This is a genomic window from Streptomyces sp. AMJ-169 (genome assembly GCF_055597585.1).
Window position 1 is genome coordinate 215,089 of the sequence record NZ_JBVLTJ010000012.1, and the last position, 20,064, is coordinate 235,152.

The window sequence follows — 20,064 nt, forward strand, 5'->3', positions numbered from 1 at the left end:
CCCGCCGCCGAGCCGCCCCGCAAGAGCCTGCGGCGGCCTCGACCGGGCTCCCCTCAAGGGGGTCCGCCAACTGCCCCACCCCGCCCGGGACTCCGCTCAGCCCAGCGGCAACTCCAGCTTCGCCGGGGCCCCTTCGGCCGAGCTGACCGTCGTCGTGCTGCCCTCCCGCTCCGCGTCCGTCTCCGCGTCCGAGTACAGCTTGTCCTTGCTGCCGACGACCAGCATCAGGCGGTGCCCGGCGGCGAGGTCGTACGCGGCGGCCTGGAGGCGCCAGTTGACCGTACGGTCCTGCCCCGGCGTCAACTCGTCGAGCGTGCACGGCTCGTGGGTGATGATGCGGGCCGTGTCGTCGGGGGCGACGTCGAAGAGGTAGGCCACCAGGGTCGCCGAGTTCGCCGAACTCCGGACGGTCAGGGCCAGTTCAGGGACGCCACGGACCTTGCGGGCGGCGTCGAGCGGCGAACTCGTCCACACACCCAAGTAGTTGCGGTCGAACTTGCCCGTCTCGTACGTCTTCGGGCTGCCCTTCCACTCCGCCTGGCCGGTGGTGATGATCTCGTCCACGGCGGTCGCCTCGGTGAGCTGACCGGCGGTGAACTCCTGGGTCCAGCCGGTCGATTGAGCGGTCTGGAGCCCGCTGGCGCCGAGGTACCAGGACTCGGTGGACTGGGTGACGTCCGCCCAGGAGTCACTGGTCTCGCGGACCGCCGGCTCGAACATGACCTGGCTGCGGACCGGCGTCGACACGTCCACCTGGGCGGTGCCCAGGAGGTGGTGGTCCAGCCAGGCGAACGCCTCGTCGACCACCGGGTTGGGCCCGCTGAAGGGGATGGTCAGCCCGGCGCCCTCAGGAGCCGCGTGGTCGCCGATCCAGAGGTTCAACCGCTTGGGGACGGTCAGCCGCTCGAAGTGCTCCACGACCTGGTTCACCGGGAACAGCGTCTCGTGCCAGGTGTTGGAGAGGAACGTGGGGACGCCCCGGGCGTTGGTCTGGTCGACGTACGAGGAGGGCGAGCGCTCCTTGCCCCACGCGACGACCTCGTCGAGGTTCCGCCCCTTCCGGAAGTCCTCCAGGATCTGCCGGGTCGCGGGGTCGAACTTGCGCTTCTCCGGGCCGCCGGTGAAGGCGGTCAGCGCGGCCACCGCCGCGAGGTGCCGGGTGCCGTTCTGGTACAGGCTGTCGGCCAGGTCGCCCCAGGTGCTCAGCGCGACGACCGCGTCCACCCGCGCGGCGGGGTCGTTCGCGGCGACGAGCTGGCTGATGCCGGAGCCGTAGGACTCGCCCAGGAAGCCGATCTTGCTGGGCTCGAAGCGCTGCTGCGCGTAGTCGATGACGGTCGAGCCGTCGGCCCAGTCCTGGGGCCCGGCCACGTCGATCGTGCCGCCGGAGGTGTAGGGGGCGTCGAGGTAGCCGCCGCCCGGGATCGGGAACGTCTGTCCCATCCCGCGCGGGGTGTAGGCGAGGACGTGGTACCCGCGCAGCGCCAGCTTGAGGTAGGCGACCATGAACAGGGTCCAGCCGTACGGCGTCCAGCCCGACGGCATGATGACGACCGGGCGGGATTCGTCGCCGTTGAGCTTGATGGTGAACGCGGACAGCCTGACGCCGTCGTCGGCGGTGATCCGGGGGAAGCCGAAGACGGCCTTCGCCTTCACCTGGTCGACGAGCTGCTGGAGGTCCTGGGGCAGCACCGGCTGCTCGGCCCGGCCCTGGATCACGGCGACCAGCGCCTCGGAGATGCTGACCGCGTCCGGGTCGGCGGACGTGGCCGAGGCGTAGATGCCGCGCGCGGCGACCCCGTCGACCTGTGCGGAGGTGACCGGGGTGATCTCGCCGTCTTCGTTGCTCACGTAGCTGTTCCTGTTCCGTCGAAAACTTGTCTGACGAAGATCACCGCATACCAAACTCGGGCCCCCGCCAAGGGATTTCCTTCAAACTCACCCCTTCCGGTGAACCTGCGCCTAGCGTGGCCCCGACACCGCGATAGACCCCTGGTGTCACAACCCCGCTACGGACCGGTGGCCGAGGTCACAACCGAGTCACCCCGGGCGGACGGGACCCTAGGCTGGGCGCCGTCGTTGGGGTGAGTGAGGGCAGTGGGGTCCCCGGGGAGCGCGGAGGTCACGCAGGTGGGCAAGAGAAGGCGCGTCGAGCAGCGGCGGAGCAGGAAGCGTCCTGCCGTGGTCGGCATGGCCGCCGTGGTGGTCGGCGGCGCCGCGTTCGGCGTGTACGCGCTGTACGGCGGCGGCGCGGCGGCGGAGGGCCAGACCGCCTCGGCGGCGCAGGACGACAAGCCGAAGATCAAGACGGGCCCGCTGACGGCGGTGGAGGTGCGGACGGCGTCCGCCGCGTTCCTGACCGCGTGGCAGCAGGGCCAGGTCGCGAAGGCGGCGGCGGCCACGGACGACGCGACGGCCGCGACGGCTCTGCTGACCGGCTACACGAAGGACGCGCACATCACGGCCGTCACGCTGACCCCGGGCGCGGCGACGGGCGCGAAGGTGCCGTTCACGGTCAAGGGCACGGTGACGTTCGACAAGACCAGCAAGCCCCTGGCGTACGCGAGCGTGCTGACGGTCGTGCGCAGTACGACGACGGGCGAGCCGGAGGTCGACTGGCACGCGTCCGTCGTCCACCCGGACCTCGCCGACGGGGACACCCTGGTCACGGGCGAGTCGGGGACCCCGCCGGTGAAGGCGTACGACCGGGACGGGGGCGAGCTGTCGGCGAAGACGTACCCGTCGCTGGCGACCGTCCTGGACGGGCTGCGGGAGAAGTACGGCAAGAAGGCCGGCGGCAAGGCGGGCGTCGAGCTGCGCGTCGTACGCGGCAAGGCGTCGAAGGAGAAGGAGCTGTCCGACAAGACGCTCCTGGAGCTGAGCGAGGGCACGCCGGGGAAGGTGGAGACGACGCTCAGCCCGGTGATGCAGGCCGCCGCCGAGAAGCAGGTGGCGGCTAAGGCGAAGTCGTCGGTGGTCGTCGTGCGGCCGTCGACGGGGGAGATCCTGGCGGTCGCCAACAACGGGACGTTCAACGTCGGGTTCCTGGGGTCGCTGGCGCCGGGTTCGACGATGAAGGTGATCACTTCGTCGCTGCTGATCGAGAAGGGGCTCGCGGCGGCCGACAAGACGCATCCGTGCCCGAAGTACTTCACGTACGGCGGCTGGAAGTTCCAGAACGACGACGAGTTCGAGATCAAGAACGGCACGTTCAAGGCGAGTTTCGCGCGCTCCTGCAACACCGCTTTCATCAGCCAGGCGCCGGAGCTGGACAACAACAGCCTCACCAAGCAGGCCCAGCAGGTGTTCGGCCTGTCCATGGACAACTGGTCGGTGGGCGTGCCGACCTTCGACGGCCGGGTGCCGGTGCAGTCGGCGGCCCAGATGGCGGCCTCGCTGATCGGTCAGGGCGGGGTGCGGATGAACCCGCTGAACATGGCGTCGGTCGCGGCGACCGTGAAGTCCGGGACGTTCCACCAGCCGTACCTGGTCTCCCCGAAGGCCGACGGCCGCACGCTCGCGACCGCGTCGCGCACGATGTCGGCGGACACCCTCTCCCAGCTGCGCGAGCTGATGAAGTACACCGCGCAGTACGGCACCGCCGCCGGGGCGATGTCCGGGCTCGGCTCCGACATCGGCGCCAAGACGGGCTCCGCCGAGGTCGACAACCAGGACAAGCCGAACGGCTGGTTCACCGCGTACCGGGGTGACCTCGCGGCGGCGGGGGTCGTCCAGGCGGGCGGGCACGGCGGGGACACGGCGGGCCCGATCGTGGCGGCGCTGCTGAAGATGGGCGGCTGAGTCTTTCCGGCGTTCTCAGACGGCCGTCCCGGTGAGATAGGTGCGGCGCAGGAACCGTACGAGGGTCTTCGACTCGAACTGCACGACGGAGACGCCCTGCGCGGTGTGGAACTCGACGACGGCCTGCACCCGCCCGCAGGGCCACACCCGCACCTCACCGGTCCCGGCCGGCGCCCGCAGCCCCTGTTCGAGGAGCTTGCGCGAGACGCTGCGGACGGGTCCGCCGGGCAGCCGCATCCGCACGGAGCGCGGGTCGTCGTCGGGGTCGTACCTGAGGACGACGGGCACGGACTCGCGTTCCGCCTCCACCAGGTCCTCGTCGGTGACGATATGAGCGCGCGCGTACTGTTCGACCACCGACATCGGACAACCCCTTACGCTGCGTGACCTTTGCGGAACTTGTGTAACCCGCTTGTTCTCCAATGTCGCATATTTCCCGTTCGACGCCTCGGGCGCGGTAAATAATTACCCAAGGGATGCTCTTGCAAGTCTTTCGCAAGAAGCCGCATCATCTGATCCGTGCATGTACCTGACGGATTCATCGACGCCCCCACGTCCGCCGTGACCGGCGCCGTCGCGGCGGCGGCCGTGGCGGTCAGCCTGCGCGGCGCCCGGCGCGAGCTGGAGGACCGGGCGGCGCCGATGGCCGGCCTGGTCGCGGCCTTCGTGTTCGCGGCGCAGATGCTGAACTTCCCCGTCGCGGCGGGCACCAGCGGCCACCTCCTGGGCGGCGCCCTGGCAGCGATCCTCGTCGGCCCCTACACGGGCGTCCTCTGCGTCTCGGTCGTCCTCCTCATGCAGGGCCTCCTCTTCGCCGACGGCGGCCTCACCGCGCTCGGCGTCAACATCACCGACATGGCGGTCGTGACGACCGTCGTCGCCTACGCCGTCTTCCGCGCCCTGGTGAAACTGCTGCCGCGCGGCCGGCGTACGGTTACCGCCGCCGCCTTCGCCGCCGCGTTCCTGTCGGTGCCGGCCGCCGCCGTCGCCTTCACCGCGCTGTACGCGGCGGGCGGGACGACGGACGTGTCGATCGGGAAGGTCGCCGGGGCGATGGTCGGGGTGCATCTGCTGATCGGGGTCGGGGAGGGGGTGATCACGGCGCTGACGGTGGGGGCGGTGATCGCCGTGCGGCCCGATCTGGTGTACGGGGCACGGGGGTTGAGGGAGCCGTTGAAGCTGCGGGTGGGGGGTGAGCTGGTGGATACGGTTGAGGTGCGGGGGCCGGTTCCGGGACGGTCGCGGCGGAAGGTGTGGCTGGCGGGGCTCGCAACATCCCTTCTGCTGGCCGGAGTTATGAGCTTCTACGCGTCGGCGGATCCGGACGGCCTGGAGAAGGTGGCCGCCGATCACGGGATCGACGCGAAGGCGGAGGAACACGCCTCCGCCGACTCGCCGTTGGCGGACTACGGGGTCAAGGACGTCTCGGACGCGCGGATCTCCGGCGGTCTCGCCGGGGTGATCGGGGTGGGGGTGACGGTGGCCGTGGGGACCGGGGTGTTCTGGGCGGTGCGCAAGAGGCGTACGGGGGACGTCTGACATGGACCGTCGGCTTTACGTGCAAAGGAGTTCGCGTGTCCACGCCCTCCCCCCGCACACGAAACTCGCGGCGGTCTTCGCGTTCGTCGTCGTGGTCGTCTCCACGCCCCGCGAGGCGGTCTGGGCGTTCGGGGCGTACGCGCTGCTGCTGGCGCTGGTGGCGACGGCGGCGCACCTCCCGGCCCCCCTGCTCCTGCGCCGCCTCCTGATAGAGGTCCCGTTCGTGGCGTTCGCGCTGCTGATGCCGTTCGTGGCGGAAGGGGAGCGCACGGAGGTCCTGGGCGTCTCGCTGAGCGTGAACGGCCTGTGGGGTGCCTGGAACGTCCTCGCCAAGGGCACGCTGGGCGTCGCCGCGTCCGTCCTGCTGACCGCGACGACCGAACTCCGGGAACTGCTCCAGGGGTTGCAGCGCCTGAAGCTGCCGCCGCTGCTGGTGCAGATCGCGAGTTTCATGATCCGGTACGGAGACGTCGTCACCGACGAGATGCGGCGGATGCGGATCGCGCGGGAGTCGCGGGGGTTCGAGGCGCGCGGGGTGCGGCAGTGGCGGGTGCTCGCGCAGTCGGCGGGGGCGCTGTTCATCCGGTCGTACGAGCGGGGGGAGCGGGTGCATCTCGCGATGGTCAGCCGGGGGTACACCGGGGTGATGCCCGGACTCGGCGAGGCCGGGGCGTCCGGGGCGCAGTGGTCGTACGCGTTGGCGCTGCCGGTCGCGGCGGCGGGGGTGTGTCTGCTGGGATGGACGGTATGACGGCGTCTCTTGAGGTTTCCGGTCTGGCGTTCGCGTATCCGGACGGCCATCAGGCCCTGTTCGGCGTGGACTTCACGATCGCGCGGGGTGAACGGGTCGCGCTGCTGGGCCCGAACGGGGCCGGCAAGACGACCCTGGTCCTCCACCTGAACGGCATCCTCACGGCGGGCGCGGGGACGGTCCGGGTCGCCGGACTGCCCGTGGAGAAGGGGAACTTGGCGGAGATCCGGCGCAAGGTCGGGATCGTCTTCCAGGATCCCGACGACCAGCTCTTCATGCCGACGGTCCGCGAGGACGTGGCGTTCGGCCCGGCGACGGCGGGGCTGAAGGGGGCGGAGCTGGAGGAGCGGGTCGACGAGGCGCTGCGGCAGGTCGGCATGGAGGAGTTCAAGTCCCGTCCGCCGCACCATCTTTCGTTCGGTCAGCGCAGGAGGGTGGCGGTGGCGACGGTATTGGCGTCGCGCCCGGAGATCCTGGTCCTGGACGAGCCGTCGTCGAACCTGGACCCGGCGTCGCGCCGTGAACTGGCGGAGATCCTGCGGGAGTTGGACGTGACGGTGCTGATGGTCACGCATGATCTGCCGTATGCGCTGGAGTTGTGTCCTCGGTCGCTGATCCTGAGCGAGGGGGTGATCGCGGCGGACGGGGGGACGGGGATGCTGCTGGGTGATGGGGAGTTGATGCGGGCGCATCGCTTGGAGCTGCCGTTCGGGTTCGATCCGGGGGCGGTGCGGGCGGGGGCGTGAGGGCGGGGCGGTGCGGGCAGGGGCGTGAGGGCGCGGTCGGTGCGGGCGGGGGCGTGAGGGCGGGGGCGGGGAAGCGGGTGCGTGCAAAATAGGCGGGTGACGAACCAGGACCCCGAGGGCCCGCTGCGCCTGGACGACCAGCTCTGCTTCGCCCTCTACGCAGCCCACCGCGCGGTGACGGCGGCCTACCGCCCCCTGCTGGAGGAACTGGGCCTGACCTACCCCCAGTACCTGGTCCTCCTGACCCTCTGGGAGCGGGGCGAGACGACGGTGAAGGCCTTGGCGTCGACCCTGCACCTGGACTACGGCACGGTCTCCCCCTTGCTGAAACGCCTCGAGTCAGCGGGCCTGATCCACCGCCAACGCTCCCCGAAGGACGAACGCTCGGTGCTGGTGACGTGCACGGGGCGGGGGGAGGAACTGCGGGCGCGGGCGGAGCGGATACCGGGGGCGCTGATGTCGTCGACGGGGTTGGCGGGGGCGGAGGTGGAGCGGTTGCGGGGGGAGTTGTGGGGGTTGGCGGAGCGGGCGAAGGGGACGGCGGACCGATAGAGGCGCGGAGCTGTATCGATTCGCGCCCCCCATACCCGGCCACGCCCCCCGATCTGCACACCCCCTCCACACCCCCCACCTGGCGTTACCCCCGGTTGCCACCCCCTGCCAGGGACACCCGGCCCTACCGGCCGGTACCTTGTGCACGAGGTATTGGACAAAACCGTGGGGGAGGTACCGCATGGGCGAAGGTACGCGCGTAGACACCCGGCCGACAAAGATCATGTTCGTCGCCGAGGCGACAGCGCACGGCGGCCGGGACGGCTACGTCACCAGCCAGGACGGCCAGCTGGAGCTGAAGGTGGCGATGCCCCCGGAACTCGGCGGCGACGGCAACGGCACGAACCCGGAGCAGCTCTTCGCCGCCGGCTACAGCTCCTGCTTCCACAACGCCCTGATCATGGTCGGCAACCGGCACGGCTACGACCTCAGCGGCTCGACGGTCGCCGCGAAGGTGGGCATCGGCCCGAACCGCGACCGGGGCTACGGCCTCGCCGTCGCCCTCAGCGTCTCCCTGCCGATCCTCGACCAGGAGATCGCGGCCAAGCTGCTGGACGAGGCGCACCTGGTGTGCCCGTACTCCAACGCCACGCGCGGGAACATCGACGTAACGATCCTGCTCGGATAAGCAGAGTCTTAAGCCGCCCGTAACCCAGGAATCCCAGGCTTGCCGACATGGTTGGACCAGGAGTCGAAGGCAAGCCGAGAGGGCAGTGGGCGTGGACGTGAACGCGGTCAGCGGGACGGTCGTACCCGGTTTCGAGCCGGTGCGGGAGGCGTTCGCGCGGAACTTCGCCGCCCTGGGCGACCGGGGCGCGGCGGTGACGGTGTACCGGCACGGCCGGAGGGTCGTACACCTCTGGGGCGGGACGAAGGATGTCGACGGCACGGCGCCCTGGACGCCGGACACCGCCCAGATCGTCCGCTCGGCAACGAAGGGGGTCGCGGCGGCGGCGCTCCTGCTGCTGCATCAGCGCGGCGAACTGGACCTGGCGGCGCCGGTGTCGGAGTACTGGCCGGAGTACAAGGCGGCAGGCAAGGACCGCACCCTGGTCCACGACCTCCTGTCCCACCGAGCAGGCGTCCCCGTCCTGGACCGCCCCCTGACCCCCGCCGAGGCGGCGGACCCGGACCGGGGGGCGGCGGCGGTGGCGTCCCAGCCCCCGGTCTGGACGCCGGGCGAGGATCACGGCTACCACGCGCAGACGTACAGCTGGCTGACCGGAGAACTGATCCGCCGCGTGACGGACCGTTCGGCGGGGGAGTGGATCGCGGGGGAGGTGGCGGGGCCGGCTGGGGCGGATTTTTGGCTGGGGGTGCCGGTGGAGGGGGGTGGGGCGGCTGAGGCCGGGGGCGGGGTTCCGGGCGGATGGGGGGACTTCGCTGACCGAGTTCGGGGCGGACGGGACGGCTTCACTGACCAAGTTCCGGACGGACGGGGAGACTTCGCCGACCGAGTTCCGGGCGGACGGGGAGACTTCGCCGGCCGAGTTCCGGGCGGACGGGGAGACTTCGCCGGCCGAGTCTGCGGCGCCCGGGGCGACCGAGTCGGCCGCGTGGCCCAGATCGAGGTCCCGCCCCCGCCCGGCGCCCTCAAGTCCCGCCCGAAACAAGCGGTCACCGCCGCCTACGCCGACCCGGACTCCCTCACCCGCCGCGCGTTCGCCGCGATCACCCCGGCGCCCGACGAGAACGACCCCGCCTACCGCGCCGCCGCCCTCCCCGCGTCCAACGGCATCGCCACGGCGGACGGCCTGGCCCGGATCTACGCGGCCCTGATCGGCGAACTCGACGGCGGCACGCGTCTGTTCACCCCGGAGACGGTCGAACTGGCCCGCACGGAAAGGTCGTCGGGCCCCGACCGGGTCCTGATCGTCAACACCCGTTTCGGCCTGGGCTACATGCTCCACGGCACCGCCTCCCCCCTCCTGGCCCCCACCTCTTTCGGCCACCCCGGCAGAGGCGGCGCCCTGGGCTTCGCGGACCCGGAGTCAGGAATCGCCTTCGGGTACGTGACGAACGGCTTCCGCAAGAGCGTCACGGCGGATCCAAGGGCGCAGGCGTTGGTGGCAGCGGTACGAACGGCACTCGCCGGGTAGCCGGGCAACGCCGGCTGGGGCGGACCTCGCCGGGCAGGCGGGCTCCGCCGGGCAGGCGGGCTCCGCCGGGCAGGGCGGCGGTACTGGTGCCGGACGCCGGGCAAGGCTGGCGGAATCCGGGGCCAACACCAGCTGAGGCGGACGGGATCCGGGGCGAGCGCCAGGTAGAACGGCCCCCGCCAGTCAAGGCGAGCCCCGCCAGCCTGGACGGCGGCACCGGTGGCGGACACCGAGCAAGGCAGGCAGGCTTCGGGACTGACACCGGCTGAGGCGGACGGGATCCGGAGCGAGCGCCAGGCAGACCCGCCAGTCAAGGCGAGCCTCACCAGCCTGGGCGGCGGCACCGGTGGCGGACGCCGAGCGAGGCGGGCTAGATCCGGGGCCAACACCGGCTGAAGCGTACGAGGTTCAGGGCAAGCACCGGGTAAGAAACGGGCCCGCTATGTTGGTCGGACATGTGTGGGACATGTGACGACCGGGTGGGGCGGGGATGAAGTCGACGGAGATACCCATAGCGGCACAAAGCCCAGCGGCACCCTCAGCACCCCCGACACCTCCCGGAGCACCCCTGGCACCCCCCTCGGGCGAAGCCCACCCCACAACCCACCCAACAACTCCCCCCACGGCCCGCCACGCAGCCCGTCACGCACCCCAACTCCCGCCCACAGCACCACAGTCGGAGCCACTGCCGCAGCCGCAGCCACTGCCGCAGCCAAGATTCCAACCGCAGCCGGAACCTCCATCGCACCCCCAGCCGAAGTCAGCCCCGAAGCCGCAGCCGCAGCCAATGTTCCAGCCACAGCCGGAACCCCAGTCGCAGCCCAGCCCAGCCCCACAGCCGCAGCCGGCCCCCTCCCCAGAGCCGACCCCGCAGTCCACCTCAGCACCCCACCCAGCCCCACAACCGCACCTCCAGCCGCCCCCAGCACCCCACCCAACCCCACAACCGCACCCCCAGCCGCCCCCAGCACCCCACCCAACCCCACACCCCCAGCCAGCCCCCGAACCAGACCCGGCCCCGCAGTCACCCCCCACCCCCAACTCCCCCTCCTCCCCCACCCCCTGGCCCCGCCACGCCCCCCTCCTCCTCCTGGCCGCAGCCACCCTCCCCGGCCTCACCCTCTTCCTCCTCGGCCGCTGGGCCGAGTCCCCGGCGATGGCCGCCTGGCGGACCGTCGCCATGGCCGTCACCGTCCAGGCGATCCCCTTCCTCCTCCTCGGCACCGCCCTCTCCGGCGCGATCAACGCGTTCGTACCGGAGTCAGTGTTCCGCCGCCTGCTGCCGAACCACCCCGCACTGGCCGTCCCGGTGGCAGGCGCCGCAGGCGTGGTGCTGCCGGGCTGCGAATGCGCGTCCGTCCCGGTGGCAAGCAGCTTGATAGCAAGGGGAGTTCACCCGGCAGCGGCGTTCGCGTTCCTGCTCTCGGCCCCGGCGATCAACCCGATCGTCCTGACCGCGACGGCGGTAGCCTTCCCCGGCAACCCGGAGATGGTCGCCGCCCGCTTCACCGCCTCCCTCGCGACAGCCGCGGCGATGGGCTGGCTATGGCTCCGCTTCGGCCGCGCCGACTGGCTGAAGCCGGCCGTACGCCACACCGGCCACACCCCCGGCGGCAGCCGCTGGCTGGAGTTCAGGCAAGGGTTCCAGCACGACTTCCTGCACGCGGGCGGCTTCCTGGTCGTCGGCGCGATGGCGGCGGCCACCTTCAACGTCGCCGTCCCCCGCGCCTGGGTCGACACGTTCGCGAACTCCCCTTGGCTGTCCGTGCTGTTCCTCGCCGCCCTCGCGATCCTGCTGGCCGTCTGCTCGGAGGCGGACGCGTTCGTCGCGGCCTCCCTGACCGGCTTCTCCCCCACCGCCCGGCTGGCGTTCATGGTGGTCGGCCCGATGGTCGACCTGAAGCTGATCGCCTTGCAGGCCGGCACGTTCGGACGGGCCTTCGCGGTCCGCTTCTCGACGGCGACCGTCGTCGTGGCGGTCCTGGCCGCCGCCCTGACCGGAGGAATCCTGCTGTGAAACGCCTGCTCCAGGCGGCGATGCTGGCCCTGATCGGCGCCGGCCTGCTGCACGCCGCGCTGCTGACGGACACCTATCTGCGGTACGTCAAGGAGGGCATGCGCCCGCTGCTGATCGCCTCCGGCGCCGTCCTCGTCGTCCTCGGTCTCGCGGAGGTCTGGGCGACGCACCGCAACACCGGGTCGGAGGGTCATGTCCCGCGCGTGGCCTGGCTGTTGTTCCTGCCGGCGGTGAGCCTGCTGCTGTTCGCGCCGCCCGCGCTGGGCGCGTACACGGCGGCCCGGGAGACCCCCCAAGTGGTCACGGAGGAAACGGACTTCGACCCGCTCCCCGCCACCGCCCCGCTCCCCATCACCCTCGGCGACTTCACCAGACGCGTCCAGCAGGACCGCACGAAGGCGATCGCGCACCGCCAGGTCACGATGTCCGGCTTCGTCACCCCGGCCGCCGACGGCCACTGGTACCTGACCCGCCTCCTGGTCAGCTGCTGCGCCGCCGACGCCACCGCCCTGAAGATCAAGGTGTACGGCGCCGACGCCCCGAAGGCGGACACCTGGGTGTCGGTCACCGGCGCCTGGCACCCGCAAGGAGCCATCGGAACTCCCTCCGCCCAGGCGGCACTTGACGCCCGCACGGTCCGCGAGACCCCCCGCCCCTCGAACGCCTACATGGACGCCCTCCCCCTGGGCTGATCACCCGGCGTGCAGCATCAGCCCGATCCCCACCACCAGCAGCCCGGCGGCGGCGATCCTCGGCGCCCCGAACCGCTCCTTGAAGAACACGGCCCCGATCGCGGCCCCCACGATGATCGACGACTCCCGCAGCGCCGCGATCGGCGCCAGCTCGGCCCGCGTCTGCGCCCACAGCACCAGGCCATAGGCGAGCACGGACAGCGCCGCCCCGAGCAGTCCAACTCCCGCGTACGGCCGCAGAGTCCGCACCATCTCCCCCCGCCACCGCCACCACCCGTACACCGGTATCGCGAGGCCCTCCAGCAGCATCAGCCACCCGGTGTACCCCACCGCGCTCCCTGACGCCCGCACCCCGAGCCCGTCGACGACCGTGTACGACGCGATGGCCACCCCGGTCGCCAACGCGGCCCCGACCGCAGGCCAGTTGGGCGCCTTCCCGCGCATCCCCCACAGCGCGACCCCGGTAAGTCCCGTACAGCACAAGGCGATTCCGGCGGCGCCCCAGCCGTCGGGCACCTCGTGCGCGAACCCGGCCGCGAACACCGTCACGACGAGCGGCGCGCTCCCCCGCGCGATCGGGTACGCCTGCCCGAAGTCCCCGAGCCGGAACGACCGCATGAGCAGCAGGTGGTAGAGCAGATGGACGACGACGGAGAGCAGCAGCCAGGGCCGGGCCGGCCCGGCGGGAACGGCCCCGAACGGCAGCATCAGCAGCCCGATCACCGCCCCGCCCCCGGCGATCAGCGTGAACGCGACGAGCTTGTCCGGGATCCGGTGCGCGAGCGCGTTCCAGCAGGCGTGCGTGACGGCCGCCAGCAGGACGGCGGCGGTGACGGCAGGGGTCATGACCGGCACGCTAGCGGTAGCTGTACCCACCACGCACCGCATCCGGACACCCGCCGCCCCCAAGGGAGTTCACCCCGCCCGGGCCACCCGGAACCCCACGTCGTCCCCCGCCAGCGCCGGATGGCTCCGCCGCCGCTCCGAACTCCTCCTCAAGTCCGACCAGTTGCCCCGCTGCACCCGGTAAGTCCCGTACACCTGGGGGTCGTACAGATCCCAGCACCACTCCCACACCGGACTCGGCGCGCGGCAGCCGTGCTCCCACTCCGCCTCCGTCGGCAGCCGGTAGCCGAGCGGGTCCGCCAGCAGGTCGACCCCGTCCGCGTGGAAGCGGTAGGCCGGCCGCAACCCCTCCGCCAGGGAAAGGGTGTTGCAGTACCGGACGGCGTCCCACCAGGAGACGCCGGCGGCCGGCTGCGGGGACGCCGAGAGCGGCGCCCCGGTCAGCTCGGCGTAGTCCGCCTGCGAGACCGGGTGCGCCGCCAGTTCGTACGGCGGCAGTTCCCTCGTCCAAGTGCCGCTGCCACGGCTTGAGTTGACGGTGACCTCAGCCCCGTCGACCTTGATCATCTGTAAGTCCATGGGCTGATGATCGCAAGGTTGGTGCCGGTGAGGGCTCCCCGTCCCCACGGACCCTCACCGGCGGCTCGTGCGTACGCCCGCTAGGCGCGTACGAGTTCCTTCCCCGGAGCCGGCTCGGTGCGCAGCCCCTCGCCCTCGACGTCGACGTTGGGCAGCGCCCGGTCCAGCCACTTCGGCAGCCACCAGGCCTTCTTGCCGAGGAGGGCGAGGACGGCCGGGACGATCGTCATGCGGACGACGAACGCGTCGAAGAAGACGGCGATCGCGAGCCCGAACCCGATCATCTTGATCATGGACTCGGAGGCGCCGATGAACCCGGCGAACACCGCCATCATGATCACGGCGGCGGCCGAGACGACCCGCGCCCCGTGCCTGAAGCCGGTGACGACCGCCTGCGTCGGCTGCTCCCCGTGCACGAACGCCTCCCGCATCCGGGTCACGAGGAACACCTCGTAGTCCATCGCGAGCCCGAAGACCACGCCGACCATGAAGATCGGCATCATCGACATGACGGGCCCGGTCTCCTCGACCCCCAACAGCCCCGCGAACCAGCCCCATTGGAAGACCGCGACGACCGCGCCGAGCGCCGCCATGACGGAGAGCAGGAACCCGAGAGCCGCCTTCAGCGGGACGAGCACCGACCGGAACACCACGATCAAGAGGAGGAACGCGAGGCCGACGACGAGGATCAGATACGGCACCAGCGCGTCGTTCAGCTTCTGCGAGACGTCGATGTTCATCGCCGTCGCCCCGGTCACCAGGACTTTCGCGTCGGTCTCCGCCGCGACCTGCGCCCCCTTGTCGCGGATGCTGTGGACGAGGTCCTCGGTCGTCACCGACGACGGCTTGGAGTCCGGGATGACGGTGATCGTCGCGGTGTCCCCGGCCTTGTTGGGCGCGGCCGGGGTGACGGTGACGACGTCCTTCAGCCCCTTGATCTCCTCGCCGACCTTGGTGAACGCGGCCTGCGCGTCCTTGCTGCCCTTGGCGTCGACGACGATCATCAGCGGCCCGTTGAAGCCGGGCCCGAACCCGTCGGAGAGCAGGTCGTAGGCGCGCCGCTGGGTGGTCGACGCCGGCTGCGAACCGTCGTCGGGCAGCCCGAGTTCGAGCGAGGAGGCGGGGATGGCGGCGGCGCCGAGCCCGACAACTCCCAGCAGGAGCACGGCGATCGGCCGGCGGACGACGAAACTCGCCCAGCGGGTGCCCATGTTGGGCCCCGCGGCCTTCGCGGAAGCCTTGTTCCCGCCGAGCAGCCTGCTCTTCGTACCGGTCGGCATGACCTTCTTGCCGGCGTACCCGAGGAGCGCGGGGACCAGGGTGAGGGCGATGAGGACGGCGATGACGACCGTGCCGGCCGCCGCGATGCCCATCTTCGTCAGCATCGGGATGTTGACGACGGCCAGGCCCGCGAGGGCGATGACGACGGTGAGCCCGGCGAAGACGACCGCCGATCCGGCCGTCCCGGTGGCCCGCCCGGCCGCCTCCTCGCGCTCGCGGCCCTCGGCGAGTTCGGCGCGGTAGCGGGAGACGATGAACAGGGCGTAGTCGATGCCGACGGCGAGGCCGATCATCAGGGCGAGCGTGGACGTCGTGGAGCCGAGGTCGAGGGCGCTGGCCAGGGCGGTGATCGTGGCGACACCGATGCCGACACCGATGATCGCGGTGAGCAGCGGCAGCCCGGCGGCGATGAGCGAGCCGAAGGTGATGACGAGGACGACCGCGGCGACGCCGATGCCGATGATCTCGCTGGTGCCGCCGACCTCCGGCGTGGCCTGGAGCGCGTCACCGCCGATCTCGACGGTCAGCCCGGCGGCGCGGGCGTGCGCTCCGGCCTCCTCCAGGGCGGTGCGCGAGGAGTCCTTGAGTTCGATGCCGGAGACCTTGTACTTGACCGAGGCGTAGGCGACTTGGCCGTTCTCGCTGACGGCCCGGCCGGTGTAGGGGTCGGCGACGGAGGTGACCTCGGAGCCGGACTTCAGCTCTTCGACGGTCTTCTCGACGACGGCCTTGTTGGCGGCGTCGTTCATGGACTGCCCGGCGGGGGCCTTGAAGACGACGCGCGCGGTGGCGCCGTCCGCGCTCATCCCGGGGAAGCGCTGTTCCAGCAGGTCGAAAGCCTTCTGCGCTTCCGTGCCCGGGATGGAGAAGGAGGTCGAGCCGGCGCTGGGCGCGCTGGCGGCGCCGACCCCGGCGAGGGTGAGGAGGGCTATCCACATCAGGGCGACGACGTTGCGTCGCCGGAAGGCGAACCGGCCCAGTTTGTAGAGGAACGTGGCCACGGAGGCGTACTCCCGGTCAGTCGTGGGGTGTTGATGGGCAGGGGGGACCGGCCGCGGGCGGGGAGGGCGCGGCTGATCGGCCCGACGACATGAGCGGTGTGACGTCAGGAGGTGCTGGATTACTGCGAGTTGGGGAGGGTCAGTCGTGCGCGGGGACGCCGAGCGCGGGGAGGACCACGGCGTCGATGTACGACAGGAGGAAGGCCTGGGTGGGCGGCTGGTCGTCGAGGAGCATGCGGGTGACGAAGCCGCCGACCATCATGTGGAGCATGAACTCCAGTGCGGGGCAGTCCGGTTGGACCTCGCCGCGGTCGACGGCCCGCTCGATCACCTGGTGGAACTCGGAGAGTTCGGGGTCGACGAGCTGCGCCCGCAGGGCCTCGCGCAGATCGGGGTTGCTGTGCATCGCCATGGCGACCCCCCGCATCAGCGCCGAGTTCCGCTCGTGCACGCAGTCGTCCTCCAGCCGGATCAGCGCGTGCATGTCGCCGCGGAGGCTGCCGGTGTCGACCGGCTCGACGGGATGCGCCTTGCTGTGCCGGATGGCCCTGACGACGAGTTCGGCCTTGCCGCCCCACTGGCGGTAGAGCGTGGCCTTGCTGGAGCGGGTGCGGCCCGCCACGGCGTCCATGGTGAGGGCGTCGTAGCCGACCTCGCGGAGCAGTTCGAGCACGGCCTCGTACAGCTCGGCCTCGCGCTCGGGCGAGATACGACTGCGACGCGCCGTCGCGACCTCAGTCATAGCCACACTCTCCACTCTGCTCTGTCCGCTTCCTCTGACCATGAAGATACCCCGAGCGCCAAGCGAAACGAAACCGTTTCGTACGTGTGCTGGGTCACGTGTGTCAGCGGTGCATAAGTTGCCCGCGCGCAGCCGCCGGAAAAGCATGGGAACCGTGAGCTATCTGCGCCTGCCGCACCTCAGCGGCGACCTCCTGTGCTTCGTGGCCGAGGACGACCTGTGGCTGGCCCCGCTCGACGGCCCCGGCCGGGCCTGGCGGCTCACCGTGGACCGCACCAAGACCGGCCACCCCCGCTTCTCCCCCGACGGCACCGAGATCGCCTACACCAACTGGCACAGCCTCGTCCCCGAGATCCACGTCGTCCCCGTGGCCGGCGGCCAGGACCGCCGCCTCACCTACTGGGGCAGCGTCGACACCCGCGTCTGCGGCTGGACCCCCGAGGGCCACGTCCTGGCCGTCACCTCGCACGGCCAGCCCTTCTCCTACTTCACCTGGGCCTACGACGTCCCCCCGACCGGCGCCCCCGGCGGCCGGCTCCCCTGGGGCCCGGTCACCGACCTCCAGGTCACGGACGTGGAAGGCGAACGCCAGTCCCTCTTGCTGACCGGCACCCCGCCGCACGAACCGGCCGCCTGGAAGCGCTACCGCGGCGGCGCGACCGGCCGCCTCTGGCTGCACGGCCGCCGCCTCCTCGACGGCCTCGACGGCCATCTCGCGAGCCCCCTCTTCGTCGCCGGCCGCGTCGCCTTCCTCTCCGACCACGAGGGCGTCGGCAACCTCTACTCCTGCGCCCACGACGGCACCGACCTGCGCCGCCACACCGACCACGACGCCTTCTACGCCCGCAACGCCTCGACCGACGGCACCCGGGTGGTCTACCAGTGCGCGGGCGACCTGTGGCTGGTCGACGACCTCGCCGCCGGCTCCGCACCCCGCCGCCTCGACGTCCGCCTCGGCGGCCCCCGCGCGGGCCGGCGCCCGTACCAGATCCCGGCCGCGCAGCACGTCGACGGCATCTCCGTCGACGAGACCGGCCGCGCCAGCGCCGTCGTCGTACGCGGCAGCCTCTACTGGCTGACCCACCGCGACGGCCCCGCCCGCACCATCGCCGACACGGCCGGGGTGCGGGTACGGCTGCCGGAGATGCTGGGGCCCGGCGGGCGGGTGGCGTATGTGACGGACGCGGAGGGGGAGGACGCGGTGGAGATCGCGTACCTGCCGCGGGCGTCGGGGGCGCGGGAGGGGAGGCGGCTGGCGGGCGGGGGGCTGGGGAGGGTGCTGGAGCTGGTGTCGGACGCGGAGGGGGAGCGGTTGGCCATTGCCTCGCATGACGGGCGGGTGCTGTTGCTGGAGACGGGGGTTTCGGGGGACGAGGAGGGGGTTGCCGGAGGTGCTGCTGACGATGCTGCTGTGGCCGGCGAACCGGTGGAGCTGATCCGCTCCCTCAACGGCCCGGTCCGTGACCTCGCCTTCTCCCCCGACGGCAACTGGCTGACCTGGTCGCACCCCGGCATCGGCCGTTCCCTCCGCCAGATCAAGATGGCCCGCATCAAGGACCGCCTGATCGTGGACGTCACCAACGGCCGCTTCGAGGACGAGAACCCCGTCTTCACCAGCGACGGCCGCTACCTCGCCTTCCTCTCCTGGCGCGGCTTCGACCCCGTGTACGACGTCCACACCGGCGACCTCAGCTTCCCCCTGGGCTGCCGCCCCTACCTGGTCCCGCTGTCCTCGGCGACCCCGTCCCCCTTCGCCCTCAGCCCCGACGGCCGCCCGGCAGCGGGCGGCCTGGACCCCGGCGAGGAGGTCGAGGGCGCGGCGGTGACCGTGGAGGTCGAGGGCCTGGAGAACCGCGTGACCCCGTTCCCCGTGACGGCGTCGAAGTACTCCGCGCTCTGCCCGGTCGCCGGCGGCGGACTGGTCTGGCTGCGCTGGCCCATCTCCGGCGCGCTCGGCGAGACCTTCGCCAACCCCGCCGACACCAGCGGCCGTCCGACCCTCGAGTACTTCACCATCAGCAAGGCGAAGAAGTCCGAACTCGTGGGCCACCTGGACTGGTTCGCGGTCAGCGGCGACGGCACGCGCCTGGTGGTCGTCGACGAGGGCGAGCTGCGCGCCGTCCCCTCCACCGAACTCGGCGACCTGGACTCGACGGTCTGGATCGACCTGCGCCGCATCCTCCACGAGGTGGACCCCGGCGCCGAGTGGCGCCAGTCGTACGCGGAGGCGGGCCGCCTGATCAAGTCGTACTTCTGGGACCCCGGGATGTGCGGCATCGACTGGGAGGCGGTCCTGGACCAATACCGCCCCTTGGTCGAACGGGTGGCGTCCCCCGACGAGTTCGCGGACCTCCTCCGCGAAGTCCTCGGCGAGCTGGGCACATCCCACGCGTACGTCGCCCCCGCCCGCCGCAACGAGGGCCCGCCGCACTACCAGCGCCTGCAAGGCCTGCTGGGCGCGGATTTCACCTACCGGGACGGCAGTTGGATCCTGACCCGCATCCTCCCCGGCGACTCGTCGGACTCCAAGGCGCGATCTCCCTTGGCGGGAACGGGAATTCGCGAGGGCGCGACTCTGACCCACGTGGACGGCCGCGAGGTTGACGAAGTGGCGGGCCCCTACCCCCTGTTGGCGGGCGCGGGCGGCACGACGGTAGAGCTGACGTTCCTCGACGAGGACCGCCCCCGCCGAGTGGCCGTGGTCCCCCTCACCGACGAACGCCCCCTCCGCTACCAGCACTGGGTGGCCAAACGCCGAGAAGTGGTAAGGGAGTTGAGCGGCGGCCGGTGCGGCTACCTCCACATCCCCGACATGGGCGGCTCCGGCTGGGCCCAGTTCAACCGCGACCTCCGCATGGAGGTCTCCCGCCCCGCCCTGATCGTCGACGTCCGCGGCAACGCGGGCGGTCACATCAGCGAGCTGGTGGTGGAAAAACTCTCCCGCACCATCCTCGGCTGGGACCTGACGAGAAACGCCCAGCCGGTGTCGTACGCGTCAAACGCCCCCAGGGGCCCGGTAGTTGCGCTGGCGGACGAGGCGACGGCGTCGGACGGCGACATGATCACGGCCGCGTTCAAACTGCTGGGCCTGGGCCCGGTGGTGGGCCAGCGGACATGGGGCGGGGTGGTGGGGATGACCGGCCGGCACCAGCTGGGGGACGGGACGGTCATCACGGTCCCGATGAACGCGGCGTGGTTCGACGCGTACGGGTGGACGGTGGAGAACAGGGGGGTGGATCCGGACGTGGAGGCGCTGCGAACTCCGCTGGACTGGGCGGAGGGGAGGCATGCGCAGTTGGACGACGCGGTGGGGTTGGCGTTGGAGTTGCTGGAGGGGGGTGCGGTGGCGGATCCGCCGGGGTACCGGGACGTACCGGACCGGTCGCGGCCGAAGTTGCCGCCGAGGGAGGGGGGTTGA

15 protein-coding genes and 1 pseudogene are annotated in these 20,064 nt (G+C 71.5%); 10 read left to right on the top strand and 6 right to left on the bottom strand.

Features of this window, described 5'->3' with window-relative positions; all coding sequences use genetic code 11:
• Positions 1–96 precede the first annotated feature (96 nt).
• On the bottom strand, positions 97–1,851 hold the full coding sequence (locus tag ACYUD3_RS28095; protein ID WP_470975497.1) for a CocE/NonD family hydrolase: 1,755 nt from the start codon (positions 1,849–1,851) through the stop codon (positions 97–99).
• A gap of 279 nt (positions 1,852–2,130) precedes the next feature.
• Between ACYUD3_RS28095 and ACYUD3_RS28100 the strand changes: the two genes are divergently transcribed.
• Positions 2,131–3,801: a penicillin-binding transpeptidase domain-containing protein gene (locus ACYUD3_RS28100; protein ID WP_470975500.1), complete on the top strand. Its 1,671-nt coding sequence runs from the start codon at positions 2,131–2,133 to the stop codon at positions 3,799–3,801.
• Between the two features lie 15 nt (positions 3,802–3,816).
• Here the strand turns inward: ACYUD3_RS28100 and ACYUD3_RS28105 are convergent, their stop codons facing one another.
• A complete protein-coding gene (locus tag ACYUD3_RS28105; RefSeq protein WP_470975502.1) occupies positions 3,817–4,164 on the bottom strand; it encodes an SsgA family sporulation/cell division regulator in 348 nt (115 codons plus the stop codon).
• Between the two features lie 156 nt (positions 4,165–4,320).
• Between ACYUD3_RS28105 and ACYUD3_RS28110 the strand changes: the two genes are divergently transcribed.
• The 8 genes and pseudogenes from ACYUD3_RS28110 (at position 4,321) to ACYUD3_RS28145 (ending at position 12,197) form a co-directional block, all read left to right on the top strand.
• Positions 4,321–5,340, top strand: coding sequence for an energy-coupling factor ABC transporter permease (locus tag ACYUD3_RS28110; RefSeq protein WP_470975505.1), 1,020 nt, complete (start codon positions 4,321–4,323; stop codon positions 5,338–5,340).
• A 1-nt stretch (position 5,341) separates the two neighbouring features.
• Positions 5,342–6,091 carry a cobalt ECF transporter T component CbiQ gene (gene cbiQ / locus ACYUD3_RS28115; protein ID WP_470975508.1) on the top strand — a complete coding sequence of 250 codons (750 nt, stop codon included), beginning with the start codon at positions 5,342–5,344 and terminating at the stop codon, positions 6,089–6,091.
• The gene (locus ACYUD3_RS28120; RefSeq protein WP_470975511.1) at positions 6,088–6,837 is read left to right on the top strand and encodes an energy-coupling factor ABC transporter ATP-binding protein; all 750 of its coding nucleotides are present in this window, start codon (positions 6,088–6,090) and stop codon (positions 6,835–6,837) included. Before cbiQ ends, ACYUD3_RS28120 begins: the two co-directional genes overlap by 4 nt.
• A 96-nt stretch (positions 6,838–6,933) precedes the next feature.
• Complete coding sequence (locus ACYUD3_RS28125) at positions 6,934–7,389, top strand: MarR family winged helix-turn-helix transcriptional regulator (protein WP_470975514.1); 456 nt, start codon at positions 6,934–6,936, stop codon at positions 7,387–7,389.
• A gap of 181 nt (positions 7,390–7,570) precedes the next feature.
• Positions 7,571–8,017 (top strand): organic hydroperoxide resistance protein, encoded by a 447-nt coding sequence (locus ACYUD3_RS28130; RefSeq protein ID WP_470975517.1) that lies wholly within the window; start codon positions 7,571–7,573, stop codon positions 8,015–8,017.
• A 91-nt stretch (positions 8,018–8,108) separates the two neighbouring features.
• On the top strand, positions 8,109–9,488 hold the full coding sequence (locus tag ACYUD3_RS28135; RefSeq protein ID WP_470975520.1) for a serine hydrolase domain-containing protein: 1,380 nt from the start codon (positions 8,109–8,111) through the stop codon (positions 9,486–9,488).
• Between the two features lie 1,063 nt (positions 9,489–10,551).
• Positions 10,552–11,505: pseudogene (locus ACYUD3_RS28140) on the top strand (permease); the annotation flags it as partial.
• A complete protein-coding gene (locus ACYUD3_RS28145; RefSeq protein ID WP_470975523.1) occupies positions 11,502–12,197 on the top strand; it encodes a TIGR03943 family putative permease subunit in 696 nt (231 codons plus the stop codon). The pseudogene ACYUD3_RS28140 and the gene ACYUD3_RS28145, both read left to right, overlap by 4 nt.
• Here ACYUD3_RS28145 and ACYUD3_RS28150 read toward each other — a convergent pair whose 3' ends face one another.
• From ACYUD3_RS28150 to ACYUD3_RS28165, 4 genes are all read right to left on the bottom strand, one after another.
• The gene (locus ACYUD3_RS28150) at positions 12,198–13,043 is read right to left on the bottom strand and encodes an EamA family transporter (protein WP_470975526.1); all 846 of its coding nucleotides are present in this window, start codon (positions 13,041–13,043) and stop codon (positions 12,198–12,200) included.
• A 69-nt stretch (positions 13,044–13,112) separates the two neighbouring features.
• Positions 13,113–13,622: a formylglycine-generating enzyme family protein gene (locus ACYUD3_RS28155; protein ID WP_470975529.1), complete on the bottom strand. Its 510-nt coding sequence runs from the start codon at positions 13,620–13,622 to the stop codon at positions 13,113–13,115.
• A gap of 80 nt (positions 13,623–13,702) precedes the next feature.
• The gene (locus ACYUD3_RS28160) at positions 13,703–15,904 is read right to left on the bottom strand and encodes an MMPL family transporter (protein WP_470975532.1); all 2,202 of its coding nucleotides are present in this window, start codon (positions 15,902–15,904) and stop codon (positions 13,703–13,705) included.
• A 139-nt stretch (positions 15,905–16,043) separates the two neighbouring features.
• The gene (locus ACYUD3_RS28165; protein WP_470975535.1) at positions 16,044–16,646 is read right to left on the bottom strand and encodes a TetR/AcrR family transcriptional regulator; all 603 of its coding nucleotides are present in this window, start codon (positions 16,644–16,646) and stop codon (positions 16,044–16,046) included.
• A 154-nt stretch (positions 16,647–16,800) separates the two neighbouring features.
• Here ACYUD3_RS28165 and ACYUD3_RS28170 point away from each other — a divergent pair, with 154 nt between their 5' ends.
• On the top strand, positions 16,801–20,064 hold the full coding sequence (locus tag ACYUD3_RS28170) for a S41 family peptidase (protein WP_470975537.1): 3,264 nt from the start codon (positions 16,801–16,803) through the stop codon (positions 20,062–20,064).